General features: G+C 61.7%; 19 protein-coding genes. 6 read left to right on the top strand and 13 right to left on the bottom strand.

The window, feature by feature from the left end:
• Positions 1-13: 13 nt before the first annotated feature.
• From fos to C6Y56_RS06660, 4 genes are all read right to left on the bottom strand, one after another.
• Positions 14-430 carry a fosfomycin resistance glutathione transferase gene (fos, locus tag C6Y56_RS06675; RefSeq protein ID WP_169429221.1) on the bottom strand — a complete coding sequence of 139 codons (417 nt, stop codon included), beginning with the start codon at positions 428-430 and terminating at the stop codon, positions 14-16.
• Positions 431-434: 4 nt separating this feature from the next.
• Positions 435-1,151, bottom strand: coding sequence for a hypothetical protein (locus C6Y56_RS06670; protein WP_169429220.1), 717 nt, complete (start codon positions 1,149-1,151; stop codon positions 435-437).
• 194 nt (positions 1,152-1,345) lie between these two features.
• On the bottom strand, positions 1,346-1,924 hold the full coding sequence (locus C6Y56_RS06665) for a hypothetical protein (RefSeq protein WP_349306015.1): 579 nt from the start codon (positions 1,922-1,924) through the stop codon (positions 1,346-1,348).
• Between the two features lie 20 nt (positions 1,925-1,944).
• Entirely contained in the window at positions 1,945-2,856 is a 912-nt protein-coding gene (locus C6Y56_RS06660; protein ID WP_169429219.1) for a LysR family transcriptional regulator, read from the bottom strand.
• A gap of 78 nt (positions 2,857-2,934) precedes the next feature.
• On the opposite strand from C6Y56_RS06660, the gene C6Y56_RS06655 reads away from it, so the two are divergent.
• Positions 2,935-3,423, top strand: a complete 489-nt coding sequence (locus tag C6Y56_RS06655) for a DMT family transporter (protein WP_169429218.1) — start codon at positions 2,935-2,937, stop codon at positions 3,421-3,423.
• A gap of 32 nt (positions 3,424-3,455) precedes the next feature.
• Here the strand turns inward: C6Y56_RS06655 and C6Y56_RS06650 are convergent, their stop codons facing one another.
• The 4 genes from C6Y56_RS06650 to C6Y56_RS06635 all read right to left on the bottom strand — a co-directional run bounded on the left by C6Y56_RS06650 (position 3,456) and on the right by C6Y56_RS06635 (position 7,996).
• The gene (locus C6Y56_RS06650; protein WP_011332861.1) at positions 3,456-4,787 is read right to left on the bottom strand and encodes an MFS transporter; all 1,332 of its coding nucleotides are present in this window, start codon (positions 4,785-4,787) and stop codon (positions 3,456-3,458) included.
• Between the two features lie 81 nt (positions 4,788-4,868).
• On the bottom strand, positions 4,869-5,795 hold the full coding sequence (locus C6Y56_RS06645; protein WP_169429217.1) for a hydroxymethylglutaryl-CoA lyase: 927 nt from the start codon (positions 5,793-5,795) through the stop codon (positions 4,869-4,871).
• Positions 5,792-6,985 (bottom strand): CaiB/BaiF CoA transferase family protein, encoded by a 1,194-nt coding sequence (locus C6Y56_RS06640; RefSeq protein WP_169429216.1) that lies wholly within the window; start codon positions 6,983-6,985, stop codon positions 5,792-5,794. Before C6Y56_RS06640 ends, C6Y56_RS06645 begins: the two co-directional genes overlap by 4 nt.
• Positions 6,986-7,087: 102 nt before the next feature.
• Positions 7,088-7,996, bottom strand: coding sequence for a LysR family transcriptional regulator (locus C6Y56_RS06635; RefSeq protein WP_169429215.1), 909 nt, complete (start codon positions 7,994-7,996; stop codon positions 7,088-7,090).
• A 233-nt stretch (positions 7,997-8,229) separates the two neighbouring features.
• Here C6Y56_RS06635 and C6Y56_RS06630 point away from each other — a divergent pair, with 233 nt between their 5' ends.
• The gene (locus tag C6Y56_RS06630; RefSeq protein ID WP_169429214.1) at positions 8,230-9,465 is read left to right on the top strand and encodes an aminotransferase class I/II-fold pyridoxal phosphate-dependent enzyme; all 1,236 of its coding nucleotides are present in this window, start codon (positions 8,230-8,232) and stop codon (positions 9,463-9,465) included.
• A gap of 137 nt (positions 9,466-9,602) precedes the next feature.
• On the opposite strand, the gene yiaY is transcribed toward C6Y56_RS06630, so the two are convergent.
• Entirely contained in the window at positions 9,603-10,751 is a 1,149-nt protein-coding gene (yiaY, locus tag C6Y56_RS06625) for an L-threonine dehydrogenase (protein WP_169429213.1), read from the bottom strand.
• 155 nt (positions 10,752-10,906) lie between these two features.
• Between yiaY and C6Y56_RS06620 the strand changes: the two genes are divergently transcribed.
• A complete protein-coding gene (locus C6Y56_RS06620; protein WP_169429212.1) occupies positions 10,907-11,926 on the top strand; it encodes a DUF4917 family protein in 1,020 nt (339 codons plus the stop codon).
• Here the strand turns inward: C6Y56_RS06620 and C6Y56_RS06615 are convergent, their stop codons facing one another.
• A complete protein-coding gene (locus C6Y56_RS06615) occupies positions 11,927-12,469 on the bottom strand; it encodes a helix-turn-helix domain-containing protein (RefSeq protein ID WP_169429211.1) in 543 nt (180 codons plus the stop codon).
• Positions 12,470-12,577: 108 nt separating this feature from the next.
• On the opposite strand from C6Y56_RS06615, the gene C6Y56_RS06610 reads away from it, so the two are divergent.
• Together C6Y56_RS06610 and C6Y56_RS06605 are read left to right on the top strand one after the other, a co-directional pair.
• Entirely contained in the window at positions 12,578-13,360 is a 783-nt protein-coding gene (locus C6Y56_RS06610; protein WP_169429210.1) for an aldolase, read from the top strand.
• A 26-nt stretch (positions 13,361-13,386) separates the two neighbouring features.
• Positions 13,387-14,268 (top strand): dihydrodipicolinate synthase family protein, encoded by an 882-nt coding sequence (locus C6Y56_RS06605; protein ID WP_169429209.1) that lies wholly within the window; start codon positions 13,387-13,389, stop codon positions 14,266-14,268.
• A gap of 61 nt (positions 14,269-14,329) precedes the next feature.
• On the opposite strand, the gene C6Y56_RS06600 is transcribed toward C6Y56_RS06605, so the two are convergent.
• Both C6Y56_RS06600 and C6Y56_RS06595 read right to left on the bottom strand, forming a co-directional pair.
• Positions 14,330-14,674 (bottom strand): YegP family protein, encoded by a 345-nt coding sequence (locus tag C6Y56_RS06600; protein ID WP_169429208.1) that lies wholly within the window; start codon positions 14,672-14,674, stop codon positions 14,330-14,332.
• A gap of 22 nt (positions 14,675-14,696) precedes the next feature.
• Positions 14,697-15,278: a DJ-1/PfpI family protein gene (locus C6Y56_RS06595; RefSeq protein WP_085605454.1), complete on the bottom strand. Its 582-nt coding sequence runs from the start codon at positions 15,276-15,278 to the stop codon at positions 14,697-14,699.
• A gap of 169 nt (positions 15,279-15,447) precedes the next feature.
• On the opposite strand from C6Y56_RS06595, the gene C6Y56_RS06590 reads away from it, so the two are divergent.
• Positions 15,448-16,362 (top strand): DMT family transporter, encoded by a 915-nt coding sequence (locus C6Y56_RS06590; RefSeq protein WP_064383007.1) that lies wholly within the window; start codon positions 15,448-15,450, stop codon positions 16,360-16,362.
• Here C6Y56_RS06590 and C6Y56_RS06585 read toward each other — a convergent pair.
• The gene (locus tag C6Y56_RS06585) at positions 16,352-17,584 is read right to left on the bottom strand and encodes a class I SAM-dependent methyltransferase (RefSeq protein ID WP_169429207.1); all 1,233 of its coding nucleotides are present in this window, start codon (positions 17,582-17,584) and stop codon (positions 16,352-16,354) included. The genes C6Y56_RS06590 and C6Y56_RS06585 overlap by 11 nt on opposite strands.
• Positions 17,585-17,892 lie beyond the last annotated feature (308 nt).

Genomic DNA, 17,892 nt, shown 5'->3' with positions numbered 1-17,892 from the left:
GTTTGGCGAATATTCACGACTCGTTGAAAAAACGCATCCCGGCGTAGGGCTTTTGCCGACACGCGGCCAGTCGCGAGGCCAGATCGCCGACGTGGGCTTCGAGCTGGTGACCGTCCGGGTCGAGGAAGTAGAACGATGCACCTTCGCTGCGGTTGTCACGCCATTCCTGCACGTTGGCGGCGCGAAGCTGCTGGACGAACAGCGGAAAGTCTTCTGCGCCGAGGCTGAAGGCGTAGTGGGTGTAGTCGGCGGCGGGATGGGGTTGGCGTTGTTCATCCAGCGACAGGCACAACCACAGGCCCGGGAGCGAGAGATAGGCACCGGCGTCCCACGTGGCCTCGACCCTCAGGCGCAGCACGTCACGGTAGAACGCGAGGCTGCGGTCCAGGTCGGTGACGGCGAGGGTCAGGTGGTTGAGGCCGGTGAGCATCGGGTCAGTAACCTCTGAGGTCTTCGGGGAGGGTGTATTGCTTGCCGTCGTAGGTCAGGGTGATTTGGGTTTTCTTCAGTGGGGAATCCTGGGAAACGCATTCCTTGCCGGCCTTGACGGTTTTCATCGCCGTGCCGCTTGAGGTGACGATCAGGTCGGCCAAGCCATTGTGGCTGGTCGGGCCGATTTCCACGGTTCGGCGAATTTGCCGTCCTTCACCTTCGCATTCATCCATCCACTCACCATGGTTCTTGTAGACCACCAGACCTTCCAGTACCGGGCGCAGTTTGCCGCCTTCACGCACATACAGCGCCAGATCGGTTTTTTCGTATGGATTGGCGCGAGAGCTGTGCTCGAACTTCGAACGCAGACCAAAGGCACGGACATCCGGAGCCAGCCGATAACGGGCCGTGTCGATCACCAGATCATCGAACCGGATGGCATCGGAGTTGTAAGCGCCGGGTTTGGAGTAAGTGGCAATCGGCATGGCGTTGGTGCTGTTCAGCACCGCCAGATCCAGATCAAACACGCCCGCATCGTCATTACCAGCGTCCGGGATATATGTGGACTTGAGGGCAATCACCTGCTCCTTGAACGCCGGCCATGGTTTGCAGCGCGAGAGCGACTGGTCGTCGTGATTCTTTGTTACACAGGCCGGCTGCGCCTGGGCGGTAATCGCGAAAAAGCTGAGGGCGATGAAAAGTCGGGTTGGGGTGAGCATTGTTCTTCCTTGAATTAAGTCGCGTTGGCTCTGTATCACTCGATGGCTTTGAAACCTTTAGGCAAAACGTATGATTTTCCGTCGTAGCGAAGGGTTGTCAGTTCAGGGCTGCTGACACTGGTCTTTTCTTCACAAGTGTCGCCTTGGACGACATTGGTCGTCCCTTTCTGCCGGGTTTTGATGATCAGATCGGCTTAACCATGGGAGCTGGTCTTGGCAATTTCTACCGTTCTGGTCGTCTCATATCGCTCGCCGGCGCAATCACCGTCCCATTCACCGCCGTACTCATAAACCACTAATTGACTGAGCACTGGACGCAACTTTTCGCCCTCTCTCACATAAAGAGAGAGGTGCGTTTCCTCAAGCGGGTTGAGGCGAGAGGCATTGGTGAATTGGACGCGAACGCCAAACGCCCGTATCTCTGGGGTGAGCTTGTAGCGCGCGGTATCGAGTGAGAGCTCTTGCAACGCCACCCCACCCGAAAAGAAAGCGGAGGCCTGGTGATAAGTGGCAACCGGTTTCGTTTGGTCGCTTTTCAAGACCGATAAATTGAAATCATAGGTGCCGCTCGTGTCGGTGCCACCCGGCACGGAGCTGCGTTCAAATTTCGCGTTCGCGCTGATGTTCAACCCCGGATAAGCGGGCCACTCCTTGCACACGGAGAAATCCAGATCACCGGTCACCGGCGCAGGCACACAATCAGCCAACACCTGCCCCGCCATCAACGCCCCACACAGCGCCACCCAACCAACGACCCCAGACTTCACTGTCACGCCCCGCTCCTTGATGTTTTTCAGTCGCGCACTATCCCCTCCCCGATCCGCTGATTCAACCAGTTCAACGCCTGATCCCCGCCCCGCCGCTTGTGCCATGCCGACACAAACGTGAACGGCGCAATTTCAAACGGCGGCGGCACGACGATCAGCGATTCGTCATCCACCTCATTCAACGCTCGCGAAGCCACCGTGAGGATCAGGTCCGTGCCACTGATGAACTGCGGCGCGACGCTCCAGTGCGGCAGGCTGATGGCGACGCGGCGGCGTTCGCGTAGGGCGGTCAGGGTGCGTTCGATTTCCGGGGTGCCGCTGCCGCGCATTTCCAGCAAGACATGGGGACGGGAGAGATAGGTTGGCAGGTCGAGAACACCTGCGGCGGGAAGGCTCTGGTGATCCAGGAGGCAGACGTAGCGCTCCTCGAACAGCGGTGTGCTGCGCAGATCGCCAGGCAATTCGGGGAGCACGCCGGCGGCGAGGTCGATGTCGCCGTTGAGCAGGCCTTCGACCATGCCTTCGCGGCTGGCATGGCTGATTTGCAGATCAATGCCCGGCGCTTCGGTGCGCAAGGTGCGAATCAGGCCGGGCAGGATGATCGCCGCGCCGTAGTCCGACATCGCGAGGCGAAAGGTCCGACGGGCGCTGGCCGGGTCGAAGGTATTCGGCGCCAGCAGCGATTGCACTTGGGCCAGGGTCTCGGCCAGTGGCGCCGCCAGCTCCAGCGCCCGCGCGGTGGGGACCAGCCCCGAACCGGCACGCACCAACAATGGATCACCCAGCAAGTCGCGCAGACGCGCCAACGCGTGGCTGACCGCCGGTTGACTCAGGTGCAGGCGTTCGGCGGCGCGGGTCACGTGTTGCTCGCCGAGCAAGGCGTCGAGGATCACCAGCAGGTTGAGGTCGATGCGGCGCAGATCATTCATTCGATGCATGTTCCGGATACCAAAACAGAATTTAAATCTGCTCGACGAATACCCTAGAGTCCAGCAAAACCTTGCCGGAGAACGATCATGGGAACGATGCAGTGGGTCGGATTGCTGCTGTTGGCGGTATTTGCCGGGGCGGTAGTGCCGTTTCAGAGTGCGATCAACATCAATCTGGCGCGGGGGTTGGGGCATCCGCTGTGGGCGACGCTGACCTCGCTGGTGGTGAGCGTGCTGGTGTTGTTGCCGGTGATTGTCGTCCTGCGCTTGCCACTGCCGTCGCTGGCCCCGCTCGGCAAGCTGCCGCTGTGGATGTGGACCGGCGGGGCGTTCGGGGTGTGCTTCGTGGCCTTGGCGGTGGTGTTGCTGCCGAAACTGGGGGCTTCGGGATTTCTGGCGCTGGCCCTGGCCGGGCAAATGATCACGTCAATCGTGCTGGATCATTTCGGCCTGTTCGGGCTGGTGGAGAAACACCTGACATTGCCGCGCCTGTTCGGCGCGCTGTTGTTGATGGCGGGAGTGGTGCTGATCCAGTTTGGCGACTCGGCTGCCAAGACCCTGGCATCGGCGGGCTGATCGTGCGCTATCGGCACGACCAGCCCGACACCTCAGTACTTGTCCAGCGTGCGCAGTTTCTGCGGCAGCCCCCACAGCAGCAACGCCGCCGCGATCAGCGCCGCCACGCCGATGACATACAGCGCCGGCGTGGTGCTGCCGGTCAGGTCCTTGATCCGGCCGACCATCACCGGGCTGACGATACCGCCGAACTGGCCCAGGGTGTTGATCACCGCAATCCCGCCCGCCGCACCGGCCCCGGCGCCCGCCAGCAGTTTCGGTGGCAAGGTCCAGAAGCTCGGAATCGACGCGATGATCCCGGCGCCCAACAAGCCAAGAGCGACGATCAAAAACGTGGTGTGGCTGGCGAAAATCCCCGCGCTGAAGAACCCGATAGCGCCGACGATCACCAGCCCCGCGACAAACTTGCGCCGCTCACCCGTGGCATCGGACAGACGACCGATCACCACCATGCTGATCGCACCGCAGATATACGGGATCGAGGTCAGCAGGCCGATCATTACCGGGCTCTCGGTGCCGGCACTGCGGATCAGTTGCGGGGCCCAGAAATTCAGGCCGTAGGACGCGACCTGGATCAGGAAGTAGATCAGCCCCAGGGTCAGGAAACCGGGAATCTTCAACGCCGCCAGCAACGAGCCGCCGCTCTTGTGCGGTTCGTGATGGGCGATGCGGCTGGCCAGCAGTTTTTTCTCTTCCGGGGTCAGCCAGTGAGCGTCCTCGATGCGGTCCTTGAGCAAGGTCAGCACCAGGAAACCCAGCCCCACGCACGGCACGCCACCGAGCAGAAACAACCAGTGCCAGCCGCGCATTTGCAGCACGCCGTCGAGGTGTTCCAGCACCAGTCCGGAGAACGGCGCACCGACGAGACCGGCAAACGCCGAGGCCAGGAACAGCATCGAAGTGATGCGGCCACGGAAATGCTGCGGGAACCACAGCGTCAGGTAATACAGCACGCCGGGGGCGAAACCGGCCTCCATCGCGCCGATCAGAAAGCGCAGCACGTAGAACTGCCATTCGCTGTTGACGAACACCATCAGTGCCGTCGCCACGCCCCAGGACATCATGATCCGGGCGATCCAGCGCCGCGCGCCGACCTTGTACAGCATCATGTTGCTCGGTACTTCGAACAGCACGTAACCGACCACGAACAGCCCGGCCCCGAGACCGTAAGCGGTGTCGCTCAGGCTCAGGTCGGCCTGCAACTGGAACTTGGCGAAGCTGATGTTGATGCGGTCGAAGAAGGCGAACAGGTAGCAGACCATGATCAACGGCATCAGGCGCCAGGCGACCTTGCTGACCAGGGCTTTTTCGGCGTCGTGATCGACGGACGAGCTTGCGCCCGCCTCCATTACATTGAGGCTCATAGTTTTTCTCCAGGCGGACTGCCGGTGGGCGTCCGATTGTTTTTGTTGTCTGGTTCGGGGGTTGTCAGTGAGCGTGTGAAATCAGCCGGGAATCGGGTGCAGATCGCAATTGCGTCCGGCCTTGGCCAGTTGACCGGGCACTTCATGACCCAGCAGCGCGGGCAGTCCACGGGACAGTTTCAGCAGCAACGGCAGATCGATGCCGGTGCGAATGCCGACTTCGTCGCAGAGGTTCACCAGGTCTTCGGTGCAGATGTTGCCCGATGCGCCGGGCGCGAACGGACAGCCACCTAGCCCGCCCAGCGCCGCGTCGAAACGCCGGGCGCCCGCTTCGTAAGCCGCCAGCACATTGCACAATCCCAGGCCTCGGGTGTTGTGAAAGTGCAGGGTCAGATCCGCCGCCGAAACCCGCTGCAACACCCGTCGCACCAGTCGGTCGACCTGTCGCGGATTGGCCATGCCGGTGGTGTCGGCCAGGGTGATGCCCTGAATACCGAGTTCTTGATAGGCCTCGACGATTTGCAGCACGCGGTCTTCGTCGATCCCGCCCTCGAACGGGCAACCAAACGTCGTCGCGATGCTGCCGTTGAGCCGTACGCCCGAGCCGCTGGCAAAGGTCACGATCTCGCCGAACGCCGCCAGCGAGGCTTCGCACCGCATGCGCATGTTCGCCAGGTTGTGGGTCTGGCTGGCGGACATCACCAGGTTCAGTTCATCGGCGCCAGCCTCCAGTGCCCGTTGCGCACCCTTGAGGTTGGGAATCAGCGCGACGTACATCACCCCCGGCTGACGCTGGATGCCCTTGAACACCTGCTCACCATCGCGCAGGGCCGGGATCGCTTTCGGCGAGACGAACGAGCCGGCCTCGATGCGGCTGAATCCGGCCCGGGACAGTTGATCGATCAGGGCGATCTTGTCTTCGGTCTCGACCCAGGTCGGCTCGATTTGCAGGCCGTCCCGGGGCGAGACTTCCTGGACGATCAGGGTCTGCGAGTAATCGCTGATCATTGCACCACCCCCTGGCTTTTCAGGCGTTCGATGTCCGAAGCGGTCAGGCCCAGACCGGCGAGGATGGTATCGGTGTGCTGGCCGAGGCCGGGGCCCGACCAGTTCACCCCGCCGGGGGTCTCCGAGAGTTTGGGCACGATGCCCGGCATCTTCACCGTCGCCCCGCCGGGCAACGCGGCGTCGAGCAACATGTCCCGGGCCTGATAGTGCGGATCGGCAACGATGTCGGCTACCGAGTAGATGCGGCCGGCCGGCACTTCGGCGGCTTCCAGTGCGGCCAGTACGTCATGGATCGGCAGGCTGCTGGTCCAGTGGGTGATGGCGGCATCGAGCAGTCCACTCTTCGCGGCACGACCGTCGTTGTGGGCGAACTCTTCGGCTTCGGCCAGATCATCCCGACCGATGACCTGCATCAGGCGCTTGTAGATCGGGTCGCTGTTGCCGGCGATCACCACGTAGGCGCCATCGGCCGTGAGGTAGGTGTTGGAGGGTGCGATGCCCGGCAACGCGCCGCCGCTGCGTTCGCGGACATGGCCGAGCATGTCGTATTCCGGCACCAGGCTTTCCATGACGTTGAACACGCTTTCGGCCAGCGACACATCGACAATCTGCCCGCCGCCCTGCCCGGTCTTGACCCGCAGCAGCGACATCAGTGCACCGATCACCGCGTGCAGCGAAGCCAGTGAGTCGCCGAGGCTGACGCCGACCCGCGCCGGGGGCGAACCGGGGGTGCCGGTGGTGTAGCGAATGCCGCCCATGGCCTCGCCGATCGCACCGAAACCGGGGCGGTCACGGTAAGGGCCGGTCTGGCCGTAGCCGGAAATGCGCACCAGGGTCAGATTGGGGTTGAGCGCGTGCAGCACGTCCCAGCCCAGGCCGAGTTTTTCCAGGGCGCCGGGACGCAGGTTTTCGATGATCACGTCGGCATCGCACGCCAGTTGCTTGACCAGCTCGATGCCTTCGGCGGACTTCAGATTGAGCGCCAGGGATTTCTTGTTGCGCGACTGCAGGTACCACCACAGCGACGTCCCTTCGTGCAGCTTGCGCCATTTGCGCAGCGGGTCGCCCTGCCCCATGGCTTCGATCTTGATCACTTCGGCGCCGAACTCGGCGAGCATGCGCGCGGCAAACGGCGCGGCGATCAGGGTGCCGATTTCGATCACTTTGATTGCACTCAAGGGGGCAGTCATCGCGGGGACCTCTTGTTCTTGGAATTGCTGCCAAGGCTAGAGGAACGTCATGGCTGCAATCCAGCCGTCACTCGGCAACGGGCGTTCGCCAAACGCGAACGCTCAGCTGCCCGTGCGCAGATGTTCGAACAGGATCCGGCTCACCGGCGACAACCCGGCCTCGTCACGCACCACCACGATCAGGTCGCGATCCGACCAGCCATCGGTCAGCGGCACCGCGTGCAGCCCCAGCGCCCGACCGAATAACTCATAAGCGCGCTGCGGCAGGATGCCGATACCCATGTTGGCCTGGACCATCCGGCACACCGCATCGAAGCCCGGTACATGAATGCGGATGCGCAATACCTTGCCGGCCTGCCGCGCAGCGGCATGGGTACGCATGTTGATCGAACTGGCGGCGTGCAGGCCGACGTAATCGCTGTCGAGGGTTTCGCTGAAGGCCACGGATTCACGCACGGCCAACGGATGTTCGGGCAGCATCACCACCACCAGTTTGTCGCGGCGATAGCGCACGCTGTGCAGGCCTTTGATGTCGCTGTCGCTGGAACAGATGCCCAGATCCGCCACGCCATCGAGCACGCCCTGAACCACACCGGCGCTGGGCCGTTCCTCAAGGTCGGTCTTGACCTGCGGCTGTTGCGCGGCGAAATCGCGCAGGTCTTCGGGGAGAAACTGAATGATCGCCGACAGGTTCGCCAGCATCCGCACATAGCCGCGCACGCCGTGGCTGTGCTCGCCCAGTTCAAGGCCCATTTTCTCGACGTTGAACAACATCTGCCGGGCGTGGTGCAACAGGGTTTCGCCGGCCGGGGTCAGGGTCATGCCTTTGGCCTGACGCACGAACAGGCTGATGCCCAGTGCTTCCTCCAGCTCCATCAAGCGCTTGCTCGCCGCCGACACGGCAATCGCCTCGCGGGAGGCGGCACGGGTCAGCGTGCCTTCCTCGTGGACGGCGACGAACAGTTGCAGGGTGATCAGGTCGAGGCGGCGGATCAGGCTTTTTTGCAGCATGGCAAGCTCGATAACGTGGGTCGTTTGTGTCGGCAGAATAGCCGGGATTGCTCTTCGGACAGACACTCAATTGCCTTACAAACTTTTCCGGTAGCGCCCTACGAGCAAAACTCCAAAATCGCTCAGTACTTGCGGAGGGATCCGATTCTGGCCTGGCCTGGCTCTCTGTAAAGTCTGGCAACACACACAATTTGCAACACCCCATGGATTGCCCTGCTCAAGGAGAGCTGCCTGTGAATCACCTGTCGGAATCCGCCAACACTTTCTCCAATTACCGCAAAGTCATCGCTTTGGCAGACCACGATTGGGAGGCTGCGGAGGCTGGAAAAATCGCCGCCCTCAACGTCGAGGTCAAAGGCTGTAATCACTGGCTCGATCAGCACGGGCGCTCTCTCCATCACTTTTGCACCACGTCCTATCTGGGCCTCGATCACCATCCCGCGCTGCTTGAGGGGGCTATCACAGCGCTGCGTGAAACCGGCACGCTGCGCGTTGCCAACTCGAAGAACCGCTGCAAGCTGGCGCTGCTCGATCAGTACGAAAGCGAACTGTCGGAACTGTTCGGCGCTGTGTGCCTGAGCAGTCTGTCCTGCAGCGCCGCGAGTGCCGGAATCCTGCCATTGCTGGCCAGCGGCGTATTCACCCAGAACCGCCCGCCGGTGATGGTGTTCGATCGCCTGGCGCATTATTCGATGAATCACTTGAAAGCCAGTTGCGCCGACGAAACCCAGGTATTGACCTGCCCCCACAACGACATGGATTTTCTCGAATCGGTGTGCCAGCGTCATACCGCCGTCGCCTACATAGCCGACGGGGCCTACAGCATGGGCGGCGTGGCCAATCTGGACGGTCTGCTGTACCTGAAGGAACGTTATGGCCTGTTTCTTTACCTCGATGATTCCCACGCGCTGTCGGTGGTCGGCAGCAACGGCGCCGGTCTTGTACGGCCAAGAATGCCGGCGCTGGAAGAGGATTGCCTGATCGTCGCTTCGCTGGCCAAATCGTTCGGGGCCAGCGGTGGTCTGGTGATGCTCGGGAATGAGCGGCAGAGGAAGTTGATCCAGCGTTACGGCGGGCCGAGCAACTGGTCGCAAAGCCTCAATTGCGCGGCCATCGGCGCGGGCCTTGCGTCGATCCAGTTGCATCGCAGTGCCGAACTGCGCGCCTTGCAGGTTCGGCTCCAGGCCAATATTCGCCTGTTCGACAGCCTCTTGAGCACCGAACAGCACGGCAGTCCCATGGCCATCCGCCTGATCAACTGCGGCGAGGCCGCTCTGGCCAATCGAATCGCCATTGAACTGGCCGAACACGGCTTTTTCACCAGCGCGGTGTTTTTCCCGGTAGTGGCCCAAGGCAAGGCCGCGATCCGCGTGACCCTGCGCGCCGACATGGCATCGACACTGATCCATCACTTCTGTGATTTGATCACCGGACTGTTACTGACTCACAGCGGCCATCGCCACCGCTGAACCTTCACGGACGACTCATGAACCCCAGACTCATCCTGCTTGCTACCTGCTCGACCGTGGCCGTTGGCGCTGCTGTGCTGCGTCCTGGCGTTGGGCGTGGTGCTCTGCACGAGGTTCACGCCCGATCGTCAGTCCGCTTAAAACGCGCTGCGGAAAATCTCTTCGATCTGCCGTTGATCCGCCGCCCGTGGGTTGGTGAAACCGCAGGCGTCTTTCAGGGCGTTGGCCGCGAGTACCGGGATGTCGGTGCACTTGGCACCAAGGTCACGCAAGCCACCGGGGATGTCGACGTCTTTGGCCAGACAACGGATCGCGGCAATCGCCGCCTGCGCGCCCTCCTCCGGACTGAAGCCGCGAATGTCGGCACCCATGGCGTGGGCCACATCGGTGAGGCGATCGGCGCAGACCAATGCGTTGAACGTCTGCACATGGGGCAACAACACCGCGTTGCACACCCCGTGAGGCAAATCGTAGAAACCGCCCAACTGGTGCGCCATCGCATGCACGTAGCCGAGGGACGCATTGTTGAACGCCATGCCCGCGAGGAACTGCGCATACGCCATGTTTTCCCGTGCGGCCAGGTCACTGCCGTCGCGTACCGCCAAACGCAGGTTGTTGCTGATCAGGGTCATCGCTTTCAGCGCGCAGGCGTCGGTGATCGGATTGGCAGCGGTGGACACGTAGGCTTCGATCGCATGGGTCAGTGCGTCCATGCCGGTGGCGGCGGTCAGGCTTTTCGGCATGGCGACCATCAGCGCCGGGTCGTTGACCGACAGCAGCGGCGTGACGTTGCGGTCGACGATGGCCATTTTCACGTGGCGGGTTTCGTCGGTGATGATGCAGAACCGGGTCATTTCGCTGGCGGTGCCGGCGGTGGTGTTGATGGCGATCAGCGGCAGTTGCGGCTTGGTCGATTGATCGACACCTTCGTAGTCGCGGATCTGCCCGCCGTTGGTGGCGCACAAGGCGATGCCTTTGGCGCAGTCGTGGGGCGAGCCACCGCCGAGGGAGACGACGAAGTCGCAACGACTCTCCTTGAGCAGCGCCAGGCCTGACTCGACGTTGGCGGTGCTCGGGTTGGGCTTGGCGCCGTCGAAGATCACCGAATCGATGTCCTGCATCGCCAGTTTCTCGGCAATCATCGTCGCCACACCGGCCTTGGCCAGACCGGCGTCGGTGACGATCAGCGCCTTGCGAAAACCGTAGTTGCGGATCGCATTCATGGCTTCATCAAGGCAGCCGCTGCCCATGATGTTGACCGCGGGAATGAAAAAGGTGCTGCTCATGGCGCGTCTCCTGACTGGGGCCGAATCGACGCTTGCAATTCGGCGGGTGCGCAAAGGATCGACTGATCGGTCACGGCGGATGTTGATCTGGCTCAATGCCCGCTCGTGATAAAGTCGCCGTCCATCTGCCCCTTTGTTTTGAGACGTGCCCTGCAATGACCGATTTTCTGGATGTCGACGCCACACTCGAAGACTGGAACGCGTTGCGCGCCACCACCGACTTCAGTGGCCTGCTGCTGGGCAACGGCGCCAGTCGCGCGGTGTGGGACGATTTCGGCTACGACTCGCTGTTCGAAAACGCCCGCACGGTGGAAGAAAAACCGTTGAGCCCGTCGGAACTGAGCGTGTTCGACGCCCTGCACACGCGCAGCTTCGAGCAGGTGCTCGGCGCGCTGAAAACCACCAGCCGGGTCAACAAGGCACTGGCCGTCAGCTCGGCCGCGCCGCGCAATCGCTACTACGCGATCAAGGAGGCGCTGATCAACGCCGTCCACGATTTGCATATTCCGTGGCGACTGGTCGAAGCCTCGACCCTGAGCATTCTTAACCGCGAACTGGCGAGTTACCGCACGGTGTTCACCACCAATTACGACCTGCTCAACTACTGGGCCCTGCAACACCAGGGCGAGGCCATCGACGACCTGTTCAACGGCCCCGACGCCAGCTTCGATCTGTGCGAAAGCAGCACTGAAAAACCACGTTTGCTGTACCTGCACGGCGGCCTGCATCTGGTACGCAACCAGGACGGCACCGCCCGCAAACTGACCGCCACCGAGGGCACGCTGCTGGGCAGTTTCGCGATCAACAACACGATCAAGACCCTCGATGACGTGCCACTGTTCGTCAACGAAGGGCCGAGCGCGGACAAGCTCAAGACCATCCGCAGTTCCGATTACCTGTCGTTCTGCTACGACCAACTGCTCGCGCACGGCGACAGTCTGTGCATCTTCGGCCATGCCCTGGGCGAGCAGGATGCGCACGTAGTCCGGGCGCTGCGGCTGGCGAAACCGAAGACCGTGGCGATCTCGATCTACCCGCGCAGCGCGGCGTTCATCCAGCACCAGAAGCGCCACTACGCGAAGGTGTTCGAGGGCACGGGCGCCCGATTGCGGTTCTATGACTCGAAGAGCCATGCGTTGGGCAATCCAAAGCTGTCGGTGCCGGTCGAGGTCTGATCACTCCTCGCGGCTGTGCACCACCACCAGTAACTGCGCCTGCTCCTCGCCCACCGAGCGGATCCGGTGCGGTTTCTGCGCATTGAAGTGCAGCGCGTCCCCCCGCTCCAGCAACACCCGTTCGTTCATGAAGTCCACTTCGACCCGGCCTTCGTGAACGAACAAAAACTCCTCGCCCAAGTGTTCCTTGAAGGTCTTGTCGGTGAATTCAGTCGGCGGATAGATGATGAACGGCAGCAGGCTGCGTTCGCTGACCTGATGGGCCAGCACCGCGTAACCCGGGCTGTGATCGTTGGCCGCCAGGGACTGACGTTCGTGGCTGCGCACCAGGCTGTAGCTGTCGAGGCTGACGTTGTCTTCGGAGAACAGCTCTTCGACCTTCACGTTCAGCGCCTTGGCCAGTTTCAGCGCGGCGGCAATCGACGGCGTGTTCAACCCGCGCTCGACCTTCGACAGATAACTCTTGGTCATGCCGGATTTCTCGGCCAGCGCCTCAAGGGTTACGCCAAGTTTTTTTCTCAATAATTTCAAACGGATAGACATGCGAAGCGATTAATCCAGCAAAGGAAAGACGATTTGTCCTTGCCAATGACACAAAGTGTCATATAGCCTCTCGAGTGTCATCCATGGCAACCACCACAGGACACGGATATGGCCAAGACATTAGCACTACCCAAAGACCAACTGGTCAAGCAAGCGCTGACCCAGATGCAAAAAACCCTGGCGGATAATACGTGGACAGACCGGCAAAAGCTGGCCCTGACCTGCCGGATCCTGTTCGAGAACGGCCACGATTCGGGCCTCGCCGGGCAAATCACCGCCCGTGGCCCGCAGCCGGGCACTTACTACACGCAGCAACTGGGCCTGGGCTTCGACGAAATCACCGCGAGCAATCTGCTTTTGGTCAACGAAGACCTGGAAGTGCTCGAAGGCCACGGCATGGCCAACCCGGCCAACCGTTTCCACAGCTGGGTGTACCGCGCCCGGCCGGACGTGAACTGCATCATTCACACTCACCCGACGCACATTGCCGCGCTGTCGATGCTGGAAGTGCCGCTGCAGATTTCCCACATGGACCTGTGCCCGCTGTACGACGATTGCGCGTTCCTTGAAGGCTGGCCGGGTGTGCCGGTGGGCAACGAAGAAGGCGAGTTGATTGCCGGTGCGTTGGGCGACAAACGGGCGATCCTGCTTTCCCACCACGGGCAGCTGTCCACCGGCACAACCATCGAGGAAGCCTGTGTCATCGCGCAACTGATCGAGCGCGCCGCCAAGCTGCAATTGCTGGCGATGGCTGCCGGGACGATCAAGCCGATCATCCCCGAGCTGGGTCGCGAGGCCCATGACTGGGTCTCGAAACCCAAACGCCACGCCGCTGCATTCAACTACTACGCCCGGCAGAACCTGCGTCAGCACGCCGATTGCCTGAACTGAACACCTCATCCTTGCGGAGCACTCACATGTCCAACATTCACGGCATCATCGGCTACACCATCACCCCGTTCGGCGCCAACGGCGAAGGCGTTGACCTGCCGGCCCTCGGCCGCTCCATCGACCGTCTGATCGCCGGCGGCGTCCACGCCATCGCGCCACTGGGCAGCACCGGCGAAGGCGCTTACCTGAGCGATGCGGAGTGGGACCAGGTCGCCGAGTTCAGCATCAAACACGTGGCCAAACGGGTGCCGACCGTGGTCAGCGTATCCGACCTGACCACCGCCAAAGCGGTGCGTCGCGCACGCTTTGCCGAAGCTCACGGCGCCGATGTGGTGATGGTGCTGCCGGCGTCCTACTGGAAACTCACCGAGGCGGAAATCCTCGCCCACTACCGCGCCATCGGCGACAACATCGGCGTGCCGATCATGCTCTACAACAACCCGGCCACCAGCGGCACCGACATGTCGGTGGAGCTGATCCTGCGCATCGTCAACGGCGTGGAAAACGTGACCATGGTCAAGGAGAGCACCGGCGACATCCAGCGTATGCACAAGCTGCAACTGCTCGGCGAAGGCCGGGTGCCGTTCTACAACGGCTGCAATCCGCTGGCGCTGGAAGCGTTCGCCGCCGGGGCGAAAGGCTGGTGCACGGCGGCGCCGAACCTGATTGCGCAACTCAACCTGGATTTGTACGAAGCCACGCTGGCGGGGAATCTGGGCAAGGCGCGTGAGCTGTTCTACCGCCAGTTACCGCTGCTGGACTTCATCCTCAAGGGCGGCTTGCCGGCGACGATCAAGGCCGGGCTGCGACTGACCGATCTGGAAGTCGGCGATCCGCGGTTGCCGGTGTTCCCGCTGAGCGAGGCCGGGCGCAATCAGTTGCAGGCCATTCTCAAAACCCTGAGCTGAGTTCAACGTACACACCAACCCTGTGGGAGCAAGCTCGCTCTCACAGGGTTTTGAGCTGGATTCAAAGCACCGGCAGGGTTTTATCCTTGATCACCTTGGTCGGCCCATTGGCCTTCACGGCGGCGATGCCTTTGGCACACGCCGCGTCGGACGAGTAGGACTCGCTGCTGCCGATGACCTGGTGATTGGCAGCCTTGAGGTTGAAATACGGATGCCCGTCCTTCGTCGATTTCTTCTCGTAGCGCTCGTCCAGCGGGCTGTTGACCTGCACCGAAGCGATGCCGTTGTCGGCGGCCGTGCGGGTGGTGTACAGCTCGCTGGTCAGAATGGTTTCGGCATTCGCCGCTTTCAGCACGAACTTGTACTGGCCGTTGCTGCTTTTGCTCAACTCATACCATCCGGACATGCTGTTTCTCCTTATCGATGTGTCACAGGGTGATTTTGGTTCCAAGCAACCCCAGGAAACCGGCCAGCCAGTTCGGGTGCGCCGGCCAGGCGGGAGCCGTGGCCAGATTGCCCTGGACATGGCCGTCCGTGACCGGGATGTCGATGTAGGTGCCACCGGCCAGACGCACTTCCGGGGCACAGGCCGGATAGGCGCTGCACTCGCGTCCCTCGAGAATCCCCGCCGCCGCCAGCAGCTGCGCACCGTGACAGACGGCAGCAATCGGCTTGCCGGCCTTGTCGAAAGCCCTCACCAGTTCCAGGACTTTTTCGTTCAGCCGCAGGTATTCCGGCGCACGGCCACCGGGTACCAGCAGGGCGTCGTAGTCCTTGGCATCGACCTTGGCGAAATCAAAGTTCAGGGCAAACTGGTGACCGGGCTTCTCGCTGTAGGTCTGGTCGCCTTCAAAGTCATGAATTGCGGTGCGCACCGTCTTGCCGGCGGCTTTGTCCGGGCAAACGGCGTGGACGGTGTGCCCGACCATTTGCAGGGCCTGGAACGGCACCATCACTTCGTAGTCTTCGACGTAATCGCCAACCAGCATCAGAATCTTTTTCGCGGCCATGGGCAGGGCTCCTCTGGTGAATGCACAGGAGTATTCAAAATAGTCCAAGGACCGCGATGGCGTTCGCAAACTGTATGGATAACTCTGCTCTCAGCTGTAACAGCCCGATTGCCGTGGTTTGTGGCTAGATGAATGAATCTCCCTGCCACCCTCGAATCTGGTTGCCCTCATGTCTTCGCGCGAAAACACCGGCATGGCCCTCGGTCTGCTCGGCGTGGTGATTTTCAGCCTTACCCTGCCCTTCACCCGCATCGTGGTGCAGGAACTGCACCCGCTGCTCAATGGCCTGGGCCGTGCGTTGTTCGCGGCGATTCCGGCAGCGGCGCTGCTGTTGTGGCGACGGGAAAAGTGGCCGACCTGGAAGCAGGTCAAAGGCCTGAGTTTGGTGATCGCCGGGGTGATTCTCGGTTTTCCGGTGCTGTCGGCCTGGGCCATGCAGACCTTGCCGGCGTCCCACGGCGCGCTGGTCAACGGTTTGCAGCCGCTGTGCGTGGCGCTGTATGCCGCGTGGCTGTCCCATGAACGTCCGTCGAAAGCCTTCTGGGCCTGTGCCGCGCTGGGCAGTGCGCTGGTGCTGGGCTATGCGTTGTATACCGGCGCCGGCAGCATTCAGGCCGGTGATTTGCTGATGTTGGGTGCGATCGCGGTAGGCGGTCTGGGTTATGCCGAGGGCGGGCGTCTGGCCCGGGAGATGGGCGGCTGGCAGGTGATCTGCTGGGCGCTGGTGCTGTCGACGCCGCTGCTGATCGGCCCGGTGCTGTACCTGGCGTTGCAGCATCAGGGCGCGGTGTCGGCGAAAACCTGGTGGGCCTTCGGTTACGTCGCGCTGTTTTCGCAGTTCCTGGGCTTTTTCGCCTGGTACGCCGGGCTGGCCATGGGGGGCATTGCCCGGGTCAGTCAGATCCAGTTGTTGCAGATCTTCTTCACCATCGCGTTTTCCGCGCTGTTCTTCGGCGAACACGTGGAACCAATCACCTGGCTGTTCGCCTGCGGGGTGATCGCGACGGTGATGCTCGGGCGCAAGACCGCGGTGCGCCCGGCTCAACCGGGCACGTTACCCGCCGGGGTTCAGCTCAAGCCTTGAGCTTCAGCAGGCCGTCAGCGAGCAGCAGGGTTTCGAGGCAGTGCTCGCTGATCTGGTAGAACGCTTTCAATTCCTGGATCTTCACCAGCAGTTGAGTCGGGTCCACCGGCTCGGCGCGCTTCACGGCGAGGATCATCTTGTTCTTGTTGGTGTGGTCCAGGGAGATGAACTCGAACACCTTGGTCTCGTAACCGCAGGCTTCGAGGAACAGCGCACGCAAACTGTCGGTGACCATTTCCGCCTGCTGGCCCAGATGCAAACCGTACTGCAGCATCGGTTTGAGCAGCGCCGGGCTCTGGATCTGCAGGCGGATCTGTTTGTGGCAACACGGCGAGCACATGATGATCGAGGCACCGGAGCGGATGCCGGTGTGGATCGCATAATCGGTGGCGATGTCGCAGGCATGCAGGGCGATCATCACGTCCAGCTCGCTCGGCGCCACACTGCGCACATCACCGCACTTGAACACCAGCCCCGGGTGTTCGAGCTTCTGCGCGGCGGTGTTGCACAGGTTGACCATTTCTTCACGCAGCTCGACGCCGGTGACTTCGCCCTCGGCCTTCAACGTGTTGCGCAAATAGTCATGAATGGCGAACGTCAGGTAACCCTTGCCCGAACCGAAATCCGCCACCCGCACCGGTTTGTCGAGAGCCAGCGGTGACGAAGTCAAAGCATGGCTGAAGACTTCGATGAACTTGTTGATCTGCTTCCACTTGCGCGACATCGCCGGAATCAGCTCGTGTTGCGCGTTGGTCACACCCAGATCCTTGAGGAACGGCCGGTTCAGATCGAGGAAGCGGTTTTTCTCGCGGTTATGCTCGGCAGACGGCACTTCACGCAATTGCTGGGGCTTGCTCATGAACAGCGAGCTCTTGCCCTTTTTGCTGTATTCGAGCTGGGCTTCGTCAGTCAACGCCAGCAAATGCGCATTTTTGAACGCCGCCGGCAGCAGCCCGGCAATCGTCGCCACTGCTTCGTACAGCGGCAGATTCTTGGTGATGTCGCGGGTCTTGTAGCGATAGACGAACGACAGGCACGGCTGCGCCTTGACCGTCACCGGTTTGATGATGATCCGCTGCAGGTCCGCTTCTTCGCCGACGTACTTGGCCAGCACCAGTTTGATGAAGCCGTTCTGTTCGAGGCTGGTTTGCAGCAACTCGATGAACCGGGCGTGGTGATCGGGCGCCGGTTTGGCAGATGCGGAGGGAGCGGTAACGGACATGGGAAAAAGCGGCCTCGGACGGGCAAATCGGGAATGGACGCTAGTTTAGGGGGGATGGGGATTGGGGACACGCTCTTATTTACCGAACGGCTTTTAAAAGCGGCCCTCACCCCAGCCCTCTCCCGGAGGGAGAGGGAGCCGACCGAGATGTCTTTCGCTATCCATCGACCTGAAATATCGAGTCGATTATGGATTCAAAGCCAATCGTTCAAGTCGGTGTATCTCCTCAATATCCCCCAATCGGCTCCCTCTCCCCCCGGGCGGTCCGACGTTTCGGGAGGGCTGGGGTGAGGGCTGCGATATCAAGT

It is taken from the genome of Pseudomonas fluorescens (genome assembly GCF_012974785.1).
Lineage (GTDB): Bacteria > Pseudomonadota > Gammaproteobacteria > Pseudomonadales > Pseudomonadaceae > Aquipseudomonas > Aquipseudomonas fluorescens_BT.
This window is presented reverse-complemented; position numbering and strand designations above follow the sequence as displayed.

Bases quoted from the DNA above. Each gene is read 5' to 3' on its own strand.
- C6Y56_RS06645 (WP_169429217.1), bottom strand. From the start codon at position 5,795: ATGATCAGCGATTACTCGCAGACCCTGATCGTCCAGGAAGTCTCGCCC.
- fos (WP_169429221.1), bottom strand. From the start codon at position 430: ATGCTCACCGGCCTCAACCACCTGACCCTCGCCGTCACCGACCTGGAC.
- C6Y56_RS06635 (WP_169429215.1), bottom strand. From the start codon at position 7,996: ATGCTGCAAAAAAGCCTGATCCGCCGCCTCGACCTGATCACCCTGCAA.
- C6Y56_RS06670 (WP_169429220.1), bottom strand. From the start codon at position 1,151: ATGCTCACCCCAACCCGACTTTTCATCGCCCTCAGCTTTTTCGCGATT.
- yiaY (WP_169429213.1), bottom strand. From the start codon at position 10,751: ATGAGCAGCACCTTTTTCATTCCCGCGGTCAACATCATGGGCAGCGGC.
- C6Y56_RS06655 (WP_169429218.1), top strand. From the start codon at position 2,935: ATGGGAACGATGCAGTGGGTCGGATTGCTGCTGTTGGCGGTATTTGCC.
- C6Y56_RS06595 (WP_085605454.1), bottom strand. From the start codon at position 15,278: ATGGCCGCGAAAAAGATTCTGATGCTGGTTGGCGATTACGTCGAAGAC.
- C6Y56_RS06640 (WP_169429216.1), bottom strand. From the start codon at position 6,985: ATGACTGCCCCCTTGAGTGCAATCAAAGTGATCGAAATCGGCACCCTG.
- C6Y56_RS06585 (WP_169429207.1), bottom strand. From the start codon at position 17,584: ATGTCCGTTACCGCTCCCTCCGCATCTGCCAAACCGGCGCCCGATCAC.
- C6Y56_RS06590 (WP_064383007.1), top strand. From the start codon at position 15,448: ATGTCTTCGCGCGAAAACACCGGCATGGCCCTCGGTCTGCTCGGCGTG.
- C6Y56_RS06610 (WP_169429210.1), top strand. From the start codon at position 12,578: ATGGCCAAGACATTAGCACTACCCAAAGACCAACTGGTCAAGCAAGCG.
- C6Y56_RS06620 (WP_169429212.1), top strand. From the start codon at position 10,907: ATGACCGATTTTCTGGATGTCGACGCCACACTCGAAGACTGGAACGCG.
- C6Y56_RS06605 (WP_169429209.1), top strand. From the start codon at position 13,387: ATGTCCAACATTCACGGCATCATCGGCTACACCATCACCCCGTTCGGC.
- C6Y56_RS06600 (WP_169429208.1), bottom strand. From the start codon at position 14,674: ATGTCCGGATGGTATGAGTTGAGCAAAAGCAGCAACGGCCAGTACAAG.
- C6Y56_RS06660 (WP_169429219.1), bottom strand. From the start codon at position 2,856: ATGCATCGAATGAATGATCTGCGCCGCATCGACCTCAACCTGCTGGTG.
- C6Y56_RS06650 (WP_011332861.1), bottom strand. From the start codon at position 4,787: ATGAGCCTCAATGTAATGGAGGCGGGCGCAAGCTCGTCCGTCGATCAC.
- C6Y56_RS06615 (WP_169429211.1), bottom strand. From the start codon at position 12,469: ATGTCTATCCGTTTGAAATTATTGAGAAAAAAACTTGGCGTAACCCTT.